This is a genomic window from Oribacterium parvum ACB1, from assembly GCF_000238055.2.
Taxonomy (GTDB): domain Bacteria; phylum Bacillota; class Clostridia; order Lachnospirales; family Lachnospiraceae; genus Oribacterium; species Oribacterium parvum.
Genome location: NZ_KE148312.1, coordinates 2,380,771 through 2,402,152, shown reverse-complemented (window position 1 = coordinate 2,402,152; position 21,382 = coordinate 2,380,771). Strand labels below are relative to the sequence as shown.

General features: G+C 42.9%; 16 protein-coding genes. 9 read left to right on the top strand and 7 right to left on the bottom strand.

The features are described from left to right. The first annotated feature begins 224 nt into the window (after positions 1-224). The 4 genes from ilvD to HMPREF9625_RS10660 all read left to right on the top strand — a co-directional run bounded on the left by ilvD (position 225) and on the right by HMPREF9625_RS10660 (position 8,067). A complete protein-coding gene (gene ilvD, locus HMPREF9625_RS10675; protein ID WP_009534707.1) occupies positions 225-1,901 on the top strand; it encodes a dihydroxy-acid dehydratase in 1,677 nt (558 codons plus the stop codon). Positions 1,902-2,123: 222 nt separating this feature from the next. Continuing rightward, a complete protein-coding gene (locus HMPREF9625_RS10670; RefSeq protein WP_009534706.1) occupies positions 2,124-4,634 on the top strand; it encodes a bifunctional diguanylate cyclase/phosphodiesterase in 2,511 nt (836 codons plus the stop codon). A gap of 347 nt (positions 4,635-4,981) precedes the next feature. Further along, positions 4,982-7,432, top strand: a complete 2,451-nt coding sequence (locus tag HMPREF9625_RS10665; protein ID WP_009534705.1) for a Cna B-type domain-containing protein — start codon at positions 4,982-4,984, stop codon at positions 7,430-7,432. Between the two features lie 8 nt (positions 7,433-7,440). Then, positions 7,441-8,067 carry a lactate utilization protein gene (locus HMPREF9625_RS10660; protein ID WP_009534704.1) on the top strand — a complete coding sequence of 209 codons (627 nt, stop codon included), beginning with the start codon at positions 7,441-7,443 and terminating at the stop codon, positions 8,065-8,067. Positions 8,068-8,141: 74 nt separating this feature from the next. Here the strand turns inward: HMPREF9625_RS10660 and mprF are convergent, their stop codons facing one another. The 7 genes from mprF to HMPREF9625_RS11535 all read right to left on the bottom strand — a co-directional run bounded on the left by mprF (position 8,142) and on the right by HMPREF9625_RS11535 (position 15,010). Beyond that, positions 8,142-10,727: a bifunctional lysylphosphatidylglycerol flippase/synthetase MprF gene (gene mprF / locus HMPREF9625_RS10655; protein WP_009534703.1), complete on the bottom strand. Its 2,586-nt coding sequence runs from the start codon at positions 10,725-10,727 to the stop codon at positions 8,142-8,144. A 92-nt stretch (positions 10,728-10,819) separates the two neighbouring features. Further along, the gene (locus tag HMPREF9625_RS10650) at positions 10,820-11,527 is read right to left on the bottom strand and encodes an alpha/beta fold hydrolase (protein ID WP_009534702.1); all 708 of its coding nucleotides are present in this window, start codon (positions 11,525-11,527) and stop codon (positions 10,820-10,822) included. Positions 11,528-11,652: 125 nt separating this feature from the next. Then, positions 11,653-13,227 carry a citrate lyase subunit alpha gene (gene citF / locus HMPREF9625_RS10645; RefSeq protein ID WP_009534701.1) on the bottom strand — a complete coding sequence of 525 codons (1,575 nt, stop codon included), beginning with the start codon at positions 13,225-13,227 and terminating at the stop codon, positions 11,653-11,655. Then, complete coding sequence (locus HMPREF9625_RS10640) at positions 13,220-14,122, bottom strand: aldolase/citrate lyase family protein (RefSeq protein ID WP_009534700.1); 903 nt, start codon at positions 14,120-14,122, stop codon at positions 13,220-13,222. The genes citF and HMPREF9625_RS10640 overlap by 8 nt, the downstream gene beginning before the upstream one ends. After that, complete coding sequence (gene citD / locus HMPREF9625_RS10635) at positions 14,112-14,417, bottom strand: citrate lyase acyl carrier protein (protein ID WP_009534699.1); 306 nt, start codon at positions 14,415-14,417, stop codon at positions 14,112-14,114. The genes HMPREF9625_RS10640 and citD overlap by 11 nt, the downstream gene beginning before the upstream one ends. Before the next feature lie 142 nt (positions 14,418-14,559). Further along, positions 14,560-14,895, bottom strand: coding sequence for a helix-turn-helix domain-containing protein (locus HMPREF9625_RS10630; RefSeq protein WP_009534698.1), 336 nt, complete (start codon positions 14,893-14,895; stop codon positions 14,560-14,562). Next, positions 14,888-15,010, bottom strand: a complete 123-nt coding sequence (locus tag HMPREF9625_RS11535; protein WP_009534697.1) for a hypothetical protein — start codon at positions 15,008-15,010, stop codon at positions 14,888-14,890. The genes HMPREF9625_RS10630 and HMPREF9625_RS11535 overlap by 8 nt, the downstream gene beginning before the upstream one ends. Before the next feature lie 293 nt (positions 15,011-15,303). Here HMPREF9625_RS11535 and HMPREF9625_RS10625 point away from each other — a divergent pair, with 293 nt between their 5' ends. The 5 genes from HMPREF9625_RS10625 (at position 15,304) to HMPREF9625_RS10605 (ending at position 21,161) form a co-directional block, all read left to right on the top strand. Then, a complete protein-coding gene (locus HMPREF9625_RS10625) occupies positions 15,304-16,494 on the top strand; it encodes an enhanced serine sensitivity protein SseB C-terminal domain-containing protein (RefSeq protein ID WP_009534696.1) in 1,191 nt (396 codons plus the stop codon). A gap of 2 nt (positions 16,495-16,496) precedes the next feature. Next, positions 16,497-17,543 (top strand): BMP family protein, encoded by a 1,047-nt coding sequence (locus HMPREF9625_RS10620; RefSeq protein WP_009537993.1) that lies wholly within the window; start codon positions 16,497-16,499, stop codon positions 17,541-17,543. A gap of 2 nt (positions 17,544-17,545) precedes the next feature. Next, positions 17,546-19,222, top strand: coding sequence for a cache domain-containing sensor histidine kinase (locus HMPREF9625_RS10615; RefSeq protein WP_009534694.1), 1,677 nt, complete (start codon positions 17,546-17,548; stop codon positions 19,220-19,222). Further along, complete coding sequence (locus HMPREF9625_RS10610; RefSeq protein ID WP_009534693.1) at positions 19,219-19,956, top strand: response regulator transcription factor; 738 nt, start codon at positions 19,219-19,221, stop codon at positions 19,954-19,956. The genes HMPREF9625_RS10615 and HMPREF9625_RS10610 overlap by 4 nt, the downstream gene beginning before the upstream one ends. Before the next feature lie 161 nt (positions 19,957-20,117). Further along, positions 20,118-21,161, top strand: coding sequence for a BMP family protein (locus HMPREF9625_RS10605; RefSeq protein WP_009534692.1), 1,044 nt, complete (start codon positions 20,118-20,120; stop codon positions 21,159-21,161). The last annotated feature ends 221 nt before the right edge of the window (positions 21,162-21,382 follow it).

Sequence of the window (21,382 nt, the reverse complement as noted above, 5' to 3'; positions counted from 1 at the left end):
GAAAAGGCTTTAAAATAGCTGTCTATAGAAAGGGTTTTTCTTTATTTTCATGAGGTAAATAAAGGAAAATCCTTTTTTGATTCATAACGAGTATCGCTTGCGTAGCGTGCAATATCTCATTCTGAATAAGTACTGACCGGAGAGGATGGAGAACTGTGTTCATCATGAGCGGCAAGCGAAGTATGAACAAGCCTCTTTCTACGAGATTGTATAGAGGAGAGAAGATGAATAGTGAAAATGTAAGAGAGGGTGTGCAGCAGGCGCCCCATAGAAGTTTATTTAATGCCTTGGGCTACACCAAGGAAGAGATGAAGAAGCCGATGATCGGGGTGGTGTGCTCCTATAATGAAATTGTTCCGGGGCATATCAATCTAGATAAAATCTGCGAGGCGGTGAAGATGGGCATTGCCGAAGCGGGCGGTCTTCCGGTGGAATTTCCGGCGATTGCGGTCTGTGACGGAATTGCCATGGGTCATGTCGGTATGAAGTATTCCCTTGTGACAAGAGACTTGATTGCCGATTCCACGGAGTGTATGGCAAAGGCGCATCAGTTTGACGCACTGGTTATGATTCCGAACTGCGACAAGAATGTACCGGGACTTCTTATGGCGGCAGCTCGTGTTAATGTACCGACCGTCTTTGTTTCCGGAGGCCCCATGCTTGCCGGAAAGGTGCACGGAAAGAAGCGCTCCTTATCCGCGATGTTCGAAGCGGTGGGAGAGTATGAGGCGGGGAAAATCGGCATGGAGGAGCTAAAGCTCTATGAGGAAAATGTCTGTCCGACCTGTGGTTCCTGTTCGGGAATGTATACGGCAAACTCCATGAACTGCTTAAGTGAGGTTATCGGTATGGGGCTTCCCGGAAACGGAACGATTCCGGCAGTCTATTCCGCTCGAATCCGTCTTGCGAAGCAGGCAGGTTATGCCATCATGCATTTACTGAAGGAAAATATCCGTCCGCGTGACATTATGACGAAGAAGAGCTTTGAAAATGCGCTTCGTGTGGATATGGCGCTCGGCTGTTCTACGAATACCATGCTCCATCTTCCGGCGATTGCCCATGAGTGCGGTTTTACACTGGATATGGAATATGCCAATCAGATCTCCGATACAACACCGAATCTTTGTCACCTTGCACCGGCAGGCCCGGCTTATATGGAAGACTTAAATGAAGCCGGCGGTATCTCTGCAGTCATGAAGGAGCTTTCCAAGAAAAATCTCCTGCACTTAGACGGCATCACGGTTACGGGAAGAACGACGGGAGAGAATATTGAAAGAGCTGTGAATCTCGATGAAGAGATCATTCGCCCGATTGAAAATCCCTTTATGCCAAACGGAGGCATTGCGGTACTGAAGGGAAATCTTGCACCGGATACCGGGGTCGTAAAGCGCTCCGCTGTAGCTCCTGAAATGATGGTGCATGAGGGACCGGCAAGAGTTTTTGACTGTGAGGACGATGCGATTAAGGCGATTAAAGGCGGAAAGATTCATGAAGGGGATGTTGTGGTGATCCGCTATGAAGGACCGAAGGGCGGCCCCGGTATGCGTGAGATGTTAAATCCCACCTCCGCCATTATGGGAATGGGACTCGGAAGCACGGTAGCGTTAATTACGGACGGAAGATTTTCGGGAGCATCCCGTGGAGCCTCCATCGGCCATGTTTCTCCGGAAGCGGCTGTAGGAGGCCCGATTGCCTTAGTGGAAGAAGGAGATATTATTTCTATTGACATTCCGAAGAATAAACTTGATATGAAGGTTTCGGAGGAAGAGCTGGAAAGAAGAAGAAAACTCTGGAAGCCGAGAAAGCCGAAGGTGACAGAGGGTTATCTTCTCCGCTACCAGGCGCTTGTGACAAGCGGAAACAGAGGAGCGATATTGGAACTCCCTGAGGACTGGAAATAAATCTTGCATAATTAACTAAATATTGTACAATGAAGGAGGTATAGTAAAACTCACTATTTTTATATACCTCTTTTTTATTTTTTATAGATGTTTTTACGAAAATACTTACCGGAAGTATAACAAAATCATGAAGCTTATTTAAGGATTACTTGAAATATATTGCTTGGAAAGAGCAGACGAGTTTGCATGAGAGAAGAAAGCGGTAAACAACAAGGACGGGGAATGAGTAAAAGAGAAGGAAATCGCTTTATAAGAAGAAGTTTACTTGCAGCAGGAATTTTATTTCTGCTTCTTTTTATTGTTCTTTCCGTAGCTTCCTGGAATCGCTATTTTTGTATTAAACCGGGACAATGGAGAGAATGGAAGGGGATGGAAGAGCCGTATGAGCTCCAGGAAAAAAAGAGCCTTCTTTTTTTAAGTTCCTATGACCCGTCAGACCTCATTTTTCCGCAACAGATGGAAGGGATTGAGGAAATCTTGAACCAAAGCAATGTACATCTTGATATCGTGAATATGGACTTTCGACACTTTAACCACGAAGAGGATGTAGAGGCTTTTTATGCCTTTGTGAAAAGCAGAATTGAAAACAGAGAAAGCTCGTATGACGGAATTCTTGTAGGAGATGACAGAGCTTTAAACTTCATAATGGAGTATAAAAAAGAATTGTTTCCGAACCTTCCGGTTGTGTTTTTTTCTATAGGAAGTAAAACTCTGGCGGAGAAAGCGGGAGAAGACTCCGGCATGACTGGATATTACTGTCCGTCTTTCTTGGAAGAGACATTGGAGACAGCGACTGCTTTACAGCCTAAAGCGGAAACCATCATGGCAATTTATGACAACAGCTATTCCGGAATTGCGGCAAGGGAGGACTTTTTCTCTCTTCAAAGACAATTTTCTTCCTACCGTTTTGCCGGCATTAACTTTTCTCAATTAAAGAGAGAAGAATTTGTACAGGCCTTGAAAGCAATACAGGATAAAACCATATTAGTATTTCTTTCCGCATATCAGGATGGAGATGGAAACAATTATCCTGAAAGCCAGATGGTAAAGCTTATTTTAAATACGGTAGATACACCGGTTTATGGAAATTCCATGGTAAGGAATATCCCCGGCTTTATCGGCGGAAGGGTACAGGACTATCGGCAGATGGCGAAGGATGCGACTCTTTTGATGCTGGATATTTTGTCCTCCAAAGTAAAAATTGAGGAACGTTCCTGTAAGATGGACAGTCCCGGACAAATGGTCATAAATAATAGAGTTCTTCTTGCCTACGGGTTATCGAAGAGCCATCTTTCCAAAGATGTATTTCTGGAGGACAGTATAGGGCATTTTTTAGCCAAATATGCCGGATATTTTCTCCTCTCTCTCTTACCTATTCTCGCCATCCTTTTGTTCCTTGTATATTCTCTTCTCGGAAAGCTCCACAGTACCAAGCTTTTAGAGGAACTGGAGAAAAAAAATGAAAATCTTATAATGGTGCGCGACGAACTGGAACATAAGCTGAGTTATGACCATTTGACGGAGCTTTTAAACCGTCAGACGATTCTGGCGAGCATAGAAGAGCTTTTAAAAAACAGCGAAGAGTTCACCTGCGTTCTTATGGATATTGACAACCTGAAGGAGTTAAACGAGTCAAGAGGCTATGAGACCGGAGACATGTATCTCTCCGCTGTGGCCAATCGTCTTCGGAAGATGGAGAAAGCGCACGGGGCAGTAGCCTCCCGTTACGGTGGAGACGAGTTTTTGATTGTTTTTCCGGGAGTAATTTTGCCGGAGGATTCTCAGGTTCTACAGGAGCTGCATTCCATTTTCAGAAGGTCGATTACGGTAGGGGGAGAGACTGTCAATATGAACTCGTCCGGCGGAGTGGCGACTTCCAATGGAAAGGACAGTCCTAAGCAGATTGTTGTTTCTGCAGGAATTGCCATGAGCTCTGCCAAGAAAAAAGGAAAGAATCGTTTGGTGTATTACACCGATGAGCTTCGCTATAAAAAAGAGAAGATCAATCTGATTTTAAAGAAGGTGGAGAAGGCCATTGAGGAAAATGCCTTCTATATGGTTTACCAGCCGCAGATAGATTGCAAAACAAAGAAAATTGTGGGCTTTGAATCCTTGATGCGTATACACAATGATGCCTGTTATCCGGATCAGTTTATTCCTGTTGCAGAGCAATATGGCTTCATTACGAAGCTGGGAAAGATTGCGGTTGAGCAGGTGATTCGACAGTTGGCAAGATGGAGAGAGGAAGGAAAGGGATTGCGTCCGATTTCCATTAATTTCAGTAGCTATCAAATCTATGATGATGATTTTGTAGAATTCCTTTTGTACCAGTTGAATCGTTTTGCCATTCCGCATGAGTATGTCGTTTTGGAGATTACAGAAAGTATTCTCTTTGAGGAAAGCAAGCAGACCAAGTCTGTATTTAAGAAGCTTGTGGAAGCCGGAATTCAACTGCATCTGGATGACTTCGGTACCGGTTACAGCAGTTTTAGCTATCTGCCCTATATTCCTCTGAATACAGTTAAGATGGATAAGTCCATCATTGACAATTTCCTTCTAAATAACGGAGATGTGGTGCGAAATCTGATCAGCATCATCCATGACTTGGGAAAGGTGGTTATTGTAGAGGGTGTTGAAGAGGAATGGCAGTACGAAAAGTTGCTTGACTATAACTGTGATATGATTCAGGGCTATCTTTTCGGAGGTCCTTTACAGGCGGGAGAAGTGCACTAGGATCGCGTTCCGTTACACAGAGTATTGTTAAATCAAAGAACAATAGCTAAAAATTTTGAAAAAAGAGCAATGTTAAAAAATATAAAATATTTTGAAATTTTAATCAAACTATATCCCCCGGAAAGAGCTATTTTCTGTACTTTCACGGGGTATTTCTTATTTTTCCATACTTTTATCTATAGTTATTTTTAGTTTTTTAAAGATACAAAAACAGAATATTTCAATTATTTACAAATTGTGCTAGACTAAAACAACAAAGCTTAATGAATCAGTCTTTGATGGAGAAGAAGAACGGCGCATTAGTCTGTTAAGCATGCTTTTTTTTGAAAAAGCAAAAAGGAGTAAAAATGATACAAAAAAGAAAGTTACTGGCTATCTTCATGGCTGCTGCTATGGCATGGCAGGGATTTTCTCTCGCACAGGCAGAAGAGATAGGGCCGGGCGTAGTGTCACAGAGTAATATTTCCAATTCTTCGGAAAATAGCGGCATTCCATCAGAAGAGGATATTCGGGCAGCACAAGCGAAGACGGAAGAAGAGAAGGCGGAGGAAGCAAGTGCCCGGCAGAATCTGGCGCTTACACCTCTTGAAGCAATGACTACGGAAAGCAGTAAAGTGATACTGCTTAACCCAATCAGTGCAAGTTATACGAATAAGGAGGGGACAGCCTCTTATGACGGTGCGGGACTTAGCAATAACGGGGAGTTCGGCATTAAGATGGAGTTTGCTATTCCTAGTGATGCACAGGTAAAGGTTGGAGATACCAGCAGCGTCAATATGCCGGCTTCCTTTACCGCTCCTTCGGCAAAGGATTTTGAAATCCGAGAGGGAGAGAATCTCATTGCCAAAGCGCATTATGCAGCAGAAAGCAACACGGTTCTTCTGACCTACGAGCCCTATGTAGAGCAGAAAAGTGACATCCGGTTTAACCTCTTCCTGACCATGCAGGTGAACCGGAGTACAGAGCCGACAGCAAGAAGCATCAGTACAGAAATTCGGATTAATAATTATGCAAGCTTTCCGATTGCGGGGAGCATCAATTATACGGGAATCGAGAAAGAGACTGATTTCAACTTTGTAAAGAATGTGAAGCAAAGCTTGGAAGAGGCAACGGATCCGCAGACCGGAAATAAGATTTACCTGGCGCGTTATCAAATACTCATAAATCTCGGAGAAGCTCGGAGTAATCTAATACTTCGAGACACACTGGGAGAAGGTACATTTTCCTACTATATTGACGATAATCATCCAGTCTCCGTACGAAAAGGAGTATGGGAAAGAGGTCATTTCGAAGGTGGGACTTGGATTTCAGACCCCATTAACGGCAGTAATTTTGATTTAAGAAACCAAAGCAGAACCGGTGCTGCAACGCATGAAATGGCTGCTGAATCGGCATTTCGAAACAATGCTCCCGGAAGAAAAAGCTTTAGTATAAATCTTGGAAATGTCAATCGTACTGAAGGCTATGAGATCGTTTATTATGCAAAATTTGACGGCGTGCCCTTACAGAATTTTAATTATACCAATACTGCAGAGCTTACTTCCGACGGAAACGGAGAGCCACTCAGAAAAAGCCAAACGCTAACGATTCAAAAGGCTCTGGGATCTGCATCAGGGGATAACTATAAGATTAAAATTAAGAAGGTAAATGAAGAGAATCAGCCACTATCCGGTGCAGTTTTTGCAGTGGCAAACAGTAGCGGACAGCAGGTTGGACAGCTGACTACGGATGCAAACGGAGATGCCGTTATAGAGAATCTTGTGCGGGATAACTATACCGTACAGGAGATTTCAGCGCCTAGCGGCTATATTCTTTCTACCGAGCAGTACCAGATCAATGCAGATAGTTTTGACCTTGCTAAAGTTGCTAACTTAAGGGTGGAAAATGTAAAATCCGGTCAGAACAGAAGTATTCCCGTTACGACGAAATGGGTTGATGCCGGAAATCAGGCACAGGGAAGACCCGGTAAAGTGATTGTAGAGCTTCTTCGAAACGGAAGTTTTACCGGAGATACGGTAGAATTAACGCAGGGAACCGGGTGGAAAGCCTTTTTCCGGGAACTTCCAAAGTATGATAATAGCGGAAAACTGTATCAGTACGGTGTCCGCGAACAGTCTGTAGCCGGCTATTATCCGACGCTTTCCGGCACGCAGGACTCAGGATTTAACATGGTCAATACGGTAAGCTCAAAGGTTTCTATTCCGGTAACCGCAGTGTGGAAGGGAAAGGGTGAGAATCCTGCTTCCGTTACCGTGCGTCTCATGGCAAATGATAAGGAAATTGCGACACAACAGCTTTCTGCAGACAATAACTGGCAATATACCTTTACCAATCTGGAGAGAAATAAAGACGGGCAGGAGATAAGATATAATTTAACGGAGGATGTGGTTCCCGGATATAGTACGGAGCTTTCCGGAGACAATACTACAGGCTATCAAAATATCTTTGTAAATACGAAGCTAAAGACCAATCCGCTTCCTTCCGGAAATGCTGTAACAGTAGGAAATCCTGCAGAAACGAGTCATTTCGATCAGAAAATTGCAAAGAAAAAGGAGGAAAAAGCAGAGACTTCCTCCGTACTCGGTGTTTCTCGAGATAAGGAAACTAAAAAAGAAGAGGCTAAGGGAAACGAAGACGATAAGGAAAATAAGGATGCTAAGGGAGAGGTGCTCGGAGCGGAAAGAAATACGAAAACCGGAGACTATAGCAGGAACTTGCAATATCTCTTCTTCTTTGCTGCGTCAGGATTCGGACTCTTCGCATTTTTCTACAAGGAAAAGAAGAGAAAGGTAAACTGAGAGAGTCTATGGATATTCATTTGGAGAAAAGAAACGAAATTTTGGCAGAGACGGTCATAAAAGGGCTGAAGTCCCGCAATATGACGGGCTACTATGCGAAGGATAAAGAGGAAGCTTTGGAGCTTGCTTTGGGCCTCATCGAAAAAGGCAGCAGTATAGCTATGGGCGGATGTATGAGCGCGAAGGAAATCGGGCTGGTTTCCGCCCTGGAAGAAGGGGACTATCATTTTATTGACAGAACGAAGTTAGAGCCAAGAGAAGCGCTACTTGCAGCTTATGATGCGGATATTTTCCTTTCCAGTGCAAACGCCATGACGGATGACGGAATCCTTGTCAATATAGACGGTAATGCGAACCGCGTTTCCTGCATTGCGCAAGGACCGAAGAAGGTTCTCTTTATTGTGAGCATGAACAAGATTTGTTCAGACTTGGATAGTGCTATGAAACGTGCCAGAAACATAGCTGCACCGGCAAACGCCCAGAGATTTGATATCAAAACCCCCTGTAAGCTGACAGGAAAATGTACCGACTGTAAGTCGCAGGATACGATTTGCTGCCAGTTCTTAATTACCCGATACTCTCGTCATACGGAGCGCATTCATGTGATTTTGGTGAATGAGGATTTGGGATTTTAGAACAGTAAATTATAAATCCTTAAGAATGAAAAATAGTATTCCGGAATAGGATGGGTATTTCGGAATAGGAACACTCAGTCTTTTACTGCTCTGTTATCAATTTTATAAATAGCCAGCAGATTGAAGAGCAGACTGCTGTCTTTCGGATAGGACAGGTATCTTGCCTCCCAAAGGGGCGAGAACTTGTCCTTATATTTTCGTAGTCCCGAAAAGGAGTAGAAACGGTTGGTAAAGGCATAAACCAGAAAGGCCAGTTTTTCTTGGAAAAAGCTATGTTCTTCCTGTCCCACATTGGACAAGGGTGCCATACCCAAATCAAAGTATTCTACGCCTTTTTCTTTAAAATACAGGAAAATCTCCACGAAAAGATAGTCCATGATGCCGTTACTTTCCGTGCCCGGATTATAGCGCATTAAATCAATGCTGGCTTCTTTTTCTCCATTGCAAATGAGGAAGTTGGAGAAGGCCTGCACCTTTCCCTCGGAATCCAATACGCAGGCAATGGGAGCAAGAGAGAGATAGCCTTTGTCAAAGAAGCCCAGAGAAAATCCCTTTTCCTGTCTTCCGGAAAGCCAGGCATCCGATATTTTTTCCAAATCCTGTAAAAAGGCATCGGAAAAAGGAGGGTACTGTACTTGAAATGTATAGCCTTTGTTTTCTATTTTATTGACCGCGGCGCGGAATTTCTTGCCGGATTTCCCCACAAGATCAAAGTCGGAAAGAGGAACCTTCGCGCTTTCCCCGAACTTCATAAATTCATAGCCGTGGTTATGGAGGAGAAGAGTCAAATCCTGGCCCACCTCATAGAAGAGAGGGGTAAGATTTTTTTCTTCCGCTTCTGCAGTAAAGGAAGAGATGGCAGCAGGAAAATATCTTTCTTCCCCGATGGGCTCTCCCATGACCACCGCCTTTCCGTCTTCTATGGCAAATTGAAAAACCACCTTATCCTTTCCCTCTTCCTGATAATAGTAAAGCAACTTATCGCCGAGAAAGGCCAGAGAAGCATTTAAGTTGGTATTGGGAAAGCTTTGCAAAAAGTTCTGAAAGCGTTCCTGATTGAATTTTTCTCCAAAGGAAAAATGCTTATCTCTCGCCAGTGCGCCCACGGTAATATAGCAAAGCGTAGGAATCAGAAAATAGGCGAAAAGATGAAGAAAGTAGTCTAAAAAGACCGTGAAAAAATGGGGCTTTGAGAAAGTATGTAACTTATGCAGAACTCCCTTATGGAAAATCAGGAAGCCGAGACTATCCTTTCCGGTATTGCCGCTGGAAAGGTATAAAAGGAAAAGAGTAATGAAAATACTTCCCAAGATATAGGAAAAGTCCTTCAAACGGTCTTCCAACGGGTAAAAAAAGGCTTTTCTGGAGAGTTCCTTTCTTCGAAAAAAGAGAAGCAGCAGAAACAACAGAAGGTAGAGACTACTGAAAAGAGAAGGGCTTCCCAGATTGATATAGAAAAGTGTCACAAGGCAAAGCAGAAGGGAAAAGGGCTTGGCAAAGGCGGCTTTTCTTTTTAAGAGTCTTCCCAACAGGAAGAAAAGAGAACCCAGAAGAAAGCTTGGAAACTGCCAAAGCAGCTGCCCTCTTATGGGATCCATTTGACCGATAAGAGGAATATTATGAATTTCATCGGGAAGAATAGCGGTGGCCATCAGAAAAAAGCCGAAGAAATTTGCCATAAAGTGGCTGATGCCCTGTCCCAGTAGGGAGCTAAGCTTTTTGGGCAGACCGTAAAATTTTTGATTGATTTGTCCGCCCATACTTTTGATAAAAAAGAGGAGGCCGATGGCAAAGGGAATGATGTAATAAAAGATACGGAAAAGCAGTAACCAGCTTGCCGCCTCATTTCGATTTACGGAAAAATGTAAAAGACCGCTCATCATCATTAAGTCAAAGCTTCCCAGGCTTCCGGGAATCATGGAAACGATGCCGATACAAATGGAAATAAAGAACAAAGGCAGGATACTCAAAAGGGAAACGCTGTAGCCCAGTGTTCTTCCGCAATAAAAGAAAAAGCAAGAAACAAAGCCCCAATCGAGAAGAGAAGTTACGATTAAAGCCAGAATCTTTTTCTTAGACAGATTCCCAAAGTAGGACCAGTTTTTTCTGGTAGAAAGAAAAAGCAAGACCGGGAGAATCAGAGAAGCCAGAAGGAGGACAAAGCTGTAGGGCTTTAAAACGGCATTTTCTTGAACTGCAAATAAAAGTCCGAAGGAAAGCAGAGAATACAGAGAGAGCCCGGACATAAAATAAGGCATAACCTTGGAAATGCCCTGCATGGTTTCCTCCCCTTTATCCTCTTCCGTAAAATAACTGTAGCGAAGTCCCACATCCACAAGACCGGCAAAGCCGATCAGGTTGTTTAGGCTGTTGATGGTCCAGCTGCTTTCTATCAGCTTCCCTAAAGAAATCTTCTTTTTCAGTTCCTTACAGAGGATAAAGTCATAAAGCATCATCGGAGAAACCGAAAGGATTCCGAGAACCAAGAGACTTACAATTTGAAAAGGAGATAAGCCGCTCAATATGCCTTTTACCGCTTCCGGGGAAATGGTCTTTCCCATTTTAATCAGCTCCAAAAGCACCAAAATAGAAATGCTTAGGAAAAGAATGCTCTTTAAAACATTCTGCCATTTTTTGAAAAAATAAATCAGTTTATTCAAATTTTCCTCCTTACTATGGAAACCGGAGTTTCTTTACTCTATACGAACTTTGTTTTGCTTGTATATCCGCATTGCTTGCTTGTTGCGGTAGATTATGGCTGTATGCCTTGCACCATTTTTTCTATTAGCCGGTTAAAATAGGCACTGTCTTTTTTGGGGATGTTATGCCCCTGTCCCCTTCTTTCCAGAAATTTGCCTTTCGGGAAAAGCTTCGCAATAGCCATGCTGTGTTTCCGTTTAATCATATCCTTGTCGCCTACCAAAACCACTACAGGGTAAGCTGCCTTTTGAAAAACTTCCTTCGGCACATCCACATTTTCCCGTAAAAGGGGAGAAACCCTGGATTTTCGTTTAAAGGCGGGAAGAAAGAGCCCCAAAAAGCGGTAGAGCCATTCCTCCAGATAACAGGCATAGCGGGGAAGAAACTTTAGACCGGAAAAGGAAATATTTCCGCTGTTTGCCAGAATCCCGGCCACTCTTTCGCCGTGGCGACCGGCGTATTCCAGGGCGAGGTTCGCGCCGTCACTGTGTCCCACCAAAAGGCATTTCTCTATGGAAAGGGAGGAAAGGAGCTCATCCAGACTGTCGGAAAGATACGCAAAGCTTGCCTCTCCCTGCAGCTCTCCGGATTTTCCATGCCCCAAACTATCTACAAAGAGGAGCTTAAAACTTTTCTCGAGAACCCTTTGCTTTGCAAAATATCCGCTTTGCAGATTGTTTCCGTGAAGGAAGACAATAGGGAAGCCTTTCCCAAGAATATCCACATGGATTCGTTCTCCGCTTTTACAATAAAATTCCATTTTGAACTCCCTTGGCATAAATTACATACTTGGTTTTATAAGAATGGCACTTGGCTTAACTCGATTTATTTCTATTCTCAGTTTTATTCGATTTACTCTTGGCTTTACTTGAGTTTCTCTCGGTTTTACTTCGTACTTAAGGCGATAAGATTTTTATCCTTCCGTTTTCTCACCACGTCCATAATGCTGCCGTCTCTGGCTTCGATAATAGCAACCACCTTATCCTCGAATTCCAGCGTGGCCGGTTCACCACAGATCTTGTAGGCAATATCTCGTAATTCCTCAATACTCTTTATGGGAAGCTTAACGGCTTTTGCAGCCTCCAAAAGCTCCGGACGCTGGGGATTAATGGCAATGCCATAGTCAGTAACAATCACATCTACAGTTTCTCCGGGGGTGGTAACGGTGGTTACCTCATTTCGAATAGTAGGAATTCTTCCCTGTACCAAGGGCGTGATGACAATGGTGCATTTTGCTCCGGCCGCCGTATCCGGATGTCCTCCCTGTGCTCCCATTAATTCTCCCTCGGAGCTCATCACCACATTGCAGTGAAAATGTACATCTGCCTCCAGAGTGCCTAAAATCACAAAGTCCAATTTATTAACCACAGCACCTTTACAGAATGGATCCGCATATTCCTTGGTGCTGATGGAAAAATGCTTCGGATGGGAAATCAGATTCTCGATAGAAGGCAAATCAAAGTCCTGGGTATCCAAAAGACAGGAAACCAAACCCTCATCCAATAAATCGCACATGGGCTTGGACATTCCTCCGGCACCAAAGCCCATATGAATGTTTTTCTCCCGCATTTTCTCCGAAAGACACAGTGCTGTAGCACTGGCTGCTCCGCCGATACCGGTTTGAAAGGTGAAGCCCTCCTTGAAATAGGGGGTAGCGGCAATAAATTCCGCACAGCTTTCCGCCATCATCAGTTTTCTTCTATCCGTCACGGGACGGGCGGCACCGGTAGCAATTTTTTCCGGATCTCCTATAGCATCCACCTTTAGCACATAGTCCACGTCAGTCATACTGATATCTGCCGGAAAATTCGGAAAGGGAACAAGACAATCTGTTAAAACCACCACATACTCGGCATACTCCGCATCAATGGCAGAGTAGGAGAGCACACCGCAGTTGCTGTTTCCCCCTACTGCGCGGCAATTTCCGTATTCATCACAGCTTGGGGCTCCGATAAAGGCAATGTCGATTTTCGTTTCTCCCGTTTCGATGGCCCGAACTCTTCCGCCGTGGGAACGAAGAATAGCGATTCCCTGTAATTTACCCTCACTAATGGCTTCTCCGATTTTTCCCCGAACTCCGGAGCTTTCGATATGGGTTACGGTACCGTCTTCCAGCATGGGAACGAGCTCGTCCTGTGCTTTGCTTAGGGAGCTGGCACAGATGGTAATGTTCTTAAAGCCCATCTCATGAATAGCCTGCATAACCTGCATAGCCACCAGGTCTCCTTCCCTAAAATGATGGTGAAAGCTGATGGTCATGCCGTCATGGGCGTTGCATTTTCGCAAAACCTCCTGCAAATCCTTCTCCAGTTTACTGCCCTCGCCACCGATTCGTGCTCTCGCTTTTACTGCTGTCTTTTCATAAGTATAGTCGTCAAAATGTCTGCTTCCCTGAAATACCGTTTTCCCGGTTTCCGCTAAAACCACATCCGGGATATCTCTCCCCACTGCATTAATCATTTTGTACCTCCTCCAAAGCGCCTGCAGCCTTTGCAAGAGCAAGGGTTCTTTTTGCCCCGTCATAAAAGGCGATGTCTATCATTTTCCCGTCCACGGTAAATACGCCGATGCCCTGACTTCGTTTCTCATCAATTTCCTGTACTACTTTTTCGGCAAAGGTAATTTCCTCTGCACTTGGCGTATAGACAGCATGCACTACGGGAATCTGTCTTGGATTTATAATGGATTTTCCGTCAAAGCCCATGGTGTGAATCAGTTCCACTTCCTTTCGGAAGCCTTCCATATCCTCCAGATTGGTATAAACGGTATCAAAGCACTGTATTCCTGCGGCTCTGGCATGAATAATCATCAGTTGCCTTGCGCCGATTAGCTCTACGCCGCTTCCGCTGATTCCTGTATGTAAATCCTTGGTATAATCTCCTGCAGATAAAGCTACCCCGAAGAGTCTCTCCGAGGCATGGCATATTTCTTCCAAATGTACCACGCCCTTGGCAGACTCAATGGCCGCCATAAGAAGGGTGCTTCCGGGAGTCACACCGGCTTCTTGCTCCGCCTTTGCTACTTCCGCTTCTACCAAAAGAATATCCTCCTTGGATTCCGTTTTAGGAATACGAATGCTGTCACAGCCGGCAAAGACGACGCAGCGAATATCCTCCTTCCAAAAGGGGGTATCGATGCCGTTAATCCGCACCACTTTTTCTGCGTTTTGATAATCTACTTTTTTTAAGGCATGAAAGAGGGTAAACCTTGCAGCATCCTTTTCTCCAAGGGCAACAGCATCTTCCAGATCGAAAATCAAGGAGTCCGCCCCGTAGATATAAGGATCCTTTAAAAGATTCGGTTTCTGTGCGTTCAGAAACATCATGCTTCTTCGCAGACGATTTTTATGATTCATAGAGCAGCTCCCCCCAAGGAATATTTTCCGTTTTATCCTGACTGCGTTGCACAGCGGCCTGTAACCTTGCCACAAGAATGTGGTCAAAGGCGCCCATGTCCTCTACCTCCACGAGGGCATCCTGAATGCCCATTTTCGTAAGGCACTGGTGTACCAAGGCGACCATTCTGTCTCCGTACTCGTAGAGCACCTTGGACTTAAGCTGCACCGTTCTGCCGCCGCTTCCTTTGGAAACGGTTACCAGGCAATCACATTTCTCCGTGGTGCCGGCACTGGCTGTTTTTTGGATTTCCATAACGACTCCTTTCAACCTTCCATCCCTTCGGGGAATCTGCATTGTTCAAGTACTATACATCTTTTCGTGAAATCATGCTATTCTTCGCCGCATAGTATAGACCTATTTCATAGTAGAGGGTGTGATTTTCTTGTGAAAAATATTAGGTGGAGGAGGCCTTGGAAATAAAGGGATATTTTTCTGTGAGTTCGTTATCCAATTCCATCATGTGAAGAAGTCTGTTGGCTGAACCGGAAGGATGGTTGGTACCTGCTTCCCAAGCTTCTACAGTTTTAATGGAAACGCCCATATAACTTGCAAAGCATTTTTGAGATAGGCCGGTTGAATTTCTGATTTTTTTTATATCATTTGCTTCATATTCTTTGAGAGGAATGACGGTGACTCGATGTCTTTTTAACGAAGGAGTCTCTTTTTTTGCATCTTCCAGTGCTTCATTCAGTCCGTATAAAATGCTGTCGAATACGGTTTTTTTACTCATTATGTACCTCCTCTAAGGTCTTTTTTAGCTCCAATAAGCGTAGGTCTTCATCATCAAAACCTAAGATGTCCCAATTTTTGGAAAATTTGTTGGTCTGAATAAATGTTCTTGTCATAGTGTTATCTCCTAGTATGATACACCCTATTTGATAGGGCATCAAAGAGTAATAGAAGATAAATAAGTGTATGGAATACAGAGGAATAATAAGATAAAATACTTGAGTAGGACTATTTTTTAGAACTTTATAGGATTATTTTTTATGTTTTTTGAGATTAGAGAGAATGCTGTTGGTTCAAGATTTTTTTCAAGGGATATAATAATTTGCCTACAGTATAGCACAAAAGGAATCGGGCGAAGAGAATTTCGCAGATGATTTAGTTTGAAATTACATAGTTTCGGGAGGATAGAATGTTAGAAGGGTTAAAGAAGTTTTTTACCGGGAAAGACGAGTCTAAATCTGAAAATCAAAGGAATGGTGAGAATGGGGGCGAGCGCACCCGTTTTACTCTGATGGCGGAAAGCTATGCAGCTGTAGAGGAAGATTGTTTTTCTGTAGAAGGCCAACTCTTTGGAAAGGCCAAAGAAGGGGAAAAGGCTTATGCCCTGCATCGTGATGGAACTATTTCTCATCTCACGATTATAAAGATAGAGGAAACCCAAGGGCAGAGAAGGGTAAAGCTCTTTTTCTCTCGAAAAGGGGCTCTTTCTCCGGATTGGAAATATGCCGTAATTACAGACATTCCCTATCAGATTGAAGCGAATGTGCATCAAGCGGTGGAGAATCCCTATCTTTTGGGTTTAAGTTGCGTGTTTTTTGAAAAACAGGGAGAGGGAGAGTTTCTGAATCTCTTTTTTAGAGAGCTGGTGCGGAGTCATTACTTGGTGGTGATAGAGACAGAGAGAGGCCTGCCAAAGGGAGAGAAGGATGGAACTGTGACACTAAAGGCGGGGATGAAGATTACCATCCCTCATGTTACCATGGACCGGGGAGAATCAGCACTTCCGGTGTTTACAGATTGGTTTGCACTAGGCGCCATGGATCAGCAAATGGGGGCTATGAATCAGCAGATGGAGGCAGGATGGAAAAGAGAAACCATGATTGCCGGTTTCCCTCAAATTGTGTCCATGCTTACTAAGGGAGAAGGCTTTGTGATCAATCCCTATGGACCGCAACTCTTCTATGTGAGTCCGGAGCTTATCCATAACCTGATGAGTTCCCCGGGATACCAAAGTGAATTTGGGGAAGCGAAAGTACAGTCCGTGGAAGTGAAGAAAGATACGGAGGTTCTGCTGGGCTATCCGGAGGAAAATGAAGAAGTGGAAGCCTTGCATAGGAGACTTATATCCTTTGCAAAGACACATTCCGAGATTGCAATGCTGGATATGCTTTTAAAGTCCGACCCGGATGGCACAAAGTCTTATCTGATTATTGTGGACATGCCGGAGGAACATTGCCATGAATGCTTTAAGGAAATCTATGAAAGCTGTCGAGATCTTTTGCATAGAATACCCTATATGGATTTTGTGACGCTGCAAAGAGGAGATTTTGCAAAGGGTGTAATGACAGAGGCGCCGCTATATGAAAGAATAAGAGAATGAGCATGAATAAGGAGCTTTTGTCCATAAAGAAGATTGTAGAGAAGAGGTGCCCTATATCCTGGGCATTCCCGGTGCTTTTATGCATAGCGATTGGCCTCTCGTTTATTACGGGAACGGGATGTAGAAGGAATACCGCTGTAGATGTAAAAGTAAAGAAAATAGTGGTCATCTTATCCGGATCCACCGACGATATGAGCTGGAATAAAGCAAATGTTGAGGGGATAGAGGCTTGCAATCGGGAGAAGAATGTAAAAATTGAATATCTTGAGAACGTAAAAGAAAAGGATTATGAAAGGATATTTGTAGAATACGCTGCGAAGGGATATGACTTAATTATTGGGGCAGGCTCTCAATTTAATGATTCCATAGAAGCGGTTGCTCCAAGGTACAAAAAAACCTTCTTTTGTGTTATTAACGGCTCTATTTTCGATATGGAAAATGTGCTTTCCCTTCAAATCAATGAAAAAGAGGCGGCATATATAGCATCCGTAATAGCGGGAAGAGAGACGGATACGGGTGTGTTTGCGGTGATAGGAGGGTATCCCAACCATTCTATGAAGAACATGCTGGATGTATATGAAAAGAATGCCGTGAAAATTGCAAAAGAAAGAGGCTTTAGCGAGGCTCGGAGTCTTAGGGCTTATACAAACAGTTGGGATAATGTAAGTCTGGGAAAGAAGATAAGTGAGCAGATGTTGGAGGAGGATGCGGATATCCTTTTTGTTTATGCAAATAAAGTTTGCCTCGGAGCATTAGAGGCAATTCGGGATAAAAAAGCCCGAATGATAGGCTTTGTTACGGATCAAAATGAGTTAAATCGGGATAAAGTGATTGCTTCTGTTGTATTTGATTTTCAAAAATTATATGCATGGATTTTGAAAGAGTATGCTAAGACTTCTCGGGAAAAGAGAAGAATGTACCGTATCGGGATGAATCAGGATTTGTTTTATGTGACGAAGACGGATAGGATTTCTTACGATACAAATCTTGATTTAAAAAGAGTCTTAGAAGACTTAAAGCAGGGGAAAATACAATTGGATGAGGAATAAAAATGGCACTTTGGAAAAGAATCTCAATTGCACTGGTTTCGCTTTTAATCTGTGTGAGCCTGTTTGTCGGGACTGCTTCTTATGGCACAGTAAAAAAATTGATTATACAAAACAAAGAGGATGATATAGAGAATGTGCTGAATCTGATTGATATGAGCGTAACGGAGCAGCTGCTTCAATTTAATGCCATAGTAGATTCTTTCAGTGAGTCCCATTCGGTGAAAGAAATCTTGTGTATCAAGGAAAATCAATCACAAGATAAAAATAAAGCCTACCTTCAGGATTTAAGTTCATCCTTTACTTCGGTGAGCGGTATTTATCTTTTAAATCAGGAAAATGGACTTGTTTTTTGCTCGGAAAAGAGCACTTTGCCTAGAGAGGATGATTTTGCCCTTTCTTTGGAGGAAGCAAAAAAGAGTCCGGAAAAAACAATGTATTTTGTAGGAAAAGAAGGGGAGTCTATTTTCTTATTTCGAAGTATAAGAGAGAAAGAACGAGTACTCGGAACGGTCATTCTGGAATTTTCACCGGATATTTTCACGAAGCTTTTAATCAATAACTTAAGTACATTTCGCCACCAATATACCTTTATTTTGGACAAAGAGGGAAAGGCCGTTTGCTCCAATAACAGCGTGAAGGCGGATTATTTGGAAACGGTTCAGAAGCGATATGCAGCGGGAGAGCGGAGATTCAGTTTTACTTGGGATAAAAAACAATATTTTGCTTGTGGGCAGCTAAATGGAGTTAGCGGTTGGAGGATTCTTTCCGTTATTGCCATGGATGATATTTTTCCGCAAATTCGAGTTTTACAGGAAAAAATATATCTCTTTGTCATTCTCGCTTTGATTATGGGTGTCATTGTCAGTCTTGTTCTTGCGTGGTCGGTAACCAAACCTTTACAACAGCTTTCCGAAGAGATGGGAAGAGTGCAATCGGGAAATCTGGACAGCAGGATAGAATCGAAAAGGAAGGATGAAGTCGGAATTCTCATTGATTCCTATAATTATATGATTGGAGAAATAAAGAGACTTGTTAATGAAGTCTACGAGGAGAAGATGGCGCAAAAGACTGCGGAAATAAAAGCTTTGCAGGCACAAATCAATCCCCATTTTCTCTATAATACGCTGGATACGATTAACTGGATGCTTTTAGATAGAGGAGAAGATGATATCAGCGATATTATTGTAAACCTTGGCGATTTACTGAAATATTCCATTTCGGGAAGCAGCACAGAGGTTCCTTTGAAAGAAGAAATAAAGTATATTCAAAGTTACTTGGAAATACAAAAATGCCGAATGGAGGACAGATTGGAATATAGCATTTCCATTGCGGAGAATTGTATGGAATGTAGGTGTCCTAAACTGCTTTTGCAACCTATTGTGGAAAATGCCATTAAGCATGGCATAGAACCCCTTGCAAGAGGCGGAAAGATTGAAATAGAAGCTTTTTTGGGAAGAGAAGGCTTAAACATCCTCTTGAAAGATAACGGGAAGGGAATGGAAGAAGAGGAAATTGAGAAAATCCAATTCGGAAAAGCCAACATCGGATTGAACAACGTGATGAAGAGGATAAAGCTATTATACGGGCCGGAATATGGAATCCGTATTCTTTCTAAAGTCAGTGAAGGAACAGAGGTGGATCTAAGGATACCGGCTTTGTTTGAGGGATTAGATTTATGAAGATTATGATAGTGGATGACGAACCGAAAATCAGGAGAGGGATGAAAACACTTCTGGAAGAACAAGACGGATTTGAAGTGATTGGAATTTATGACAATGCAATGTCTTCTCTTTCAGACATGGCTGAAAAACAGCCAAATGTACTTATCACGGATATAAAAATGCCGGAATACAGCGGCTTGGACCTGATTGAGAAAATTCGAGAAAAAGATAAAAATCTCTATATCATCATTTTAAGCGGATACGGCAGCTTTAAGTATGCACAGAGGGCTATACGCTCTGGAGTATACCGATATTTGACAAAACCGACCAATCCCAGAGAGTTGATTTCCGTGCTCAGAGAAATAGAACTGAAAATAGAAGGGGTAAACAGAACTGTTTCTAAGAGTGAAGAAAACGAATCCGTGGAAGTGGGAAACCTTTTAATCAGAAAAGCACTGGATTACATAGAGCTTCATTATGCGGAAAAAATCGGTTTAAAAACGCTCTCCGATGCACTGTATATCTCACCGAATTATTTTTCCGATTTATTTCGCCGGCATATGAAGGTAAAGTTCTCGGATTTTTTGATAGAGTACAGATTAAAGAAAGCCTGCATCCTTCTGAAAAAACCGGAATATAAGGTATCGGAAATCTCCGAGATGGTGGGATTTCGGGATTCGACTTATTTCAGCACAGTTTTCAAAAAAACATATAATCTAACTCCTCTGGAATATAAAAACACTAAGAATTGAAAAAACTCATAAAAAATACTGTTTATTGTATACTATAAACTTCGAATCAGGATAAATATTCTGTAGATTTTTAATAAAATAGGTAAATAATCCTGTACGAAAAGAGATACATAAAAGATATACTCGAAGAAAGAAAAAAATTTAATAAAGGAGGCTAAATAATGAAAAGAAGTCTATTGGCTTTTTGTGCAGGAGTATGTCTTTTGGGAGCACTGCTCTCGGCTTGTGGCGGATCGGGACAGGCAAAAGAAAGTAAAGCAGAGGCACAAGAGAGCGTGAAGGAGGGAGATAACAGCGATTATGCAGGGATGAAGATCGTGCTTATTCTTCCGGGAAGCATTGACGACCAGAGCTGGAATGCGAGCAACAATGCCGGTGCAAAGCAGTGTGATAAGGAGCTGGGAACCAAGATTGAGGTAGTAGAATCCGTTCCGGTAGAAGAATTTGAACAGACCTTTACCGAATACGGAGAAAAGGGATATGACCTCGTGATGTCTGCAGGAAGCCAGTTTGACGAGGCTTGCGCAGCAGTTGCACCGCAGTATCCCAAAACGGTTTACACCGTAATTAACGGAACAAAAAGTGATTCCGAAAATATGGTTCCGGTATTCCCGAAGGAATATGAGGGCTCCTACATTGCGGGAATTATAGCAGGATACACTACGAAAAATGGAAATTTCGCCACTATGGGCGGTGAGTCCAATCTTGCTATGGTACACCTCTTAGACACTTATGAGGCGGCTGCGGTGGAAGTGGCAAAGAGTAGAGGTATTGCCGATGCAAAAGCGAATCGTTCTTTCTTAAACACTTGGACAGATGTATCTATCGGAAAGGCTATGACGTCGCAGATGATTGATAATGGTGCCGATACGGTTTTCTGCTACTCTAATGAAGCAACCTCCGGTGCAATCCAGGCTACAGCGGAAAAGAAAGCGAAATTTGTCGGTTTTGCCGCAAATAAAAATACGGAAAGTGACTGTGTAGTCGGTTCTGTAGATATGGCTTGGGCAAATGTATATCCTTGGATTATCAAAGGAATTAAGAGCGGAGAATTAAAAGGTGCACAGGAAGTCGGTGTGAAAGAAGGTGTATTTGAAACTATCCTTACCGACCAGTGCTCCGATGAGTGTAAAGCGGCAGTAGAAAAAGCAACAGAGGATATTACTGCAGGAAAGCTGGATTTAAAGCAGTATTTCTCTAATTAAGATAATATCGAGTTAAGATGAAACGAAACATGCTATAGGTTTCGGACAAGTGAAAAAATCATTTCTACAGTTCGGTGTAAAGGGCAATGTTTTCGGCATTGCCCTTTATCATATCAAGATTCGGGCGTCAAAATATTAAAAATACTATTGCAAAAAGTGCATATCGAATTTTACATTTTTTGACAGCTGTATCTATGAATAGATATTTCGGGGGAAGCTTT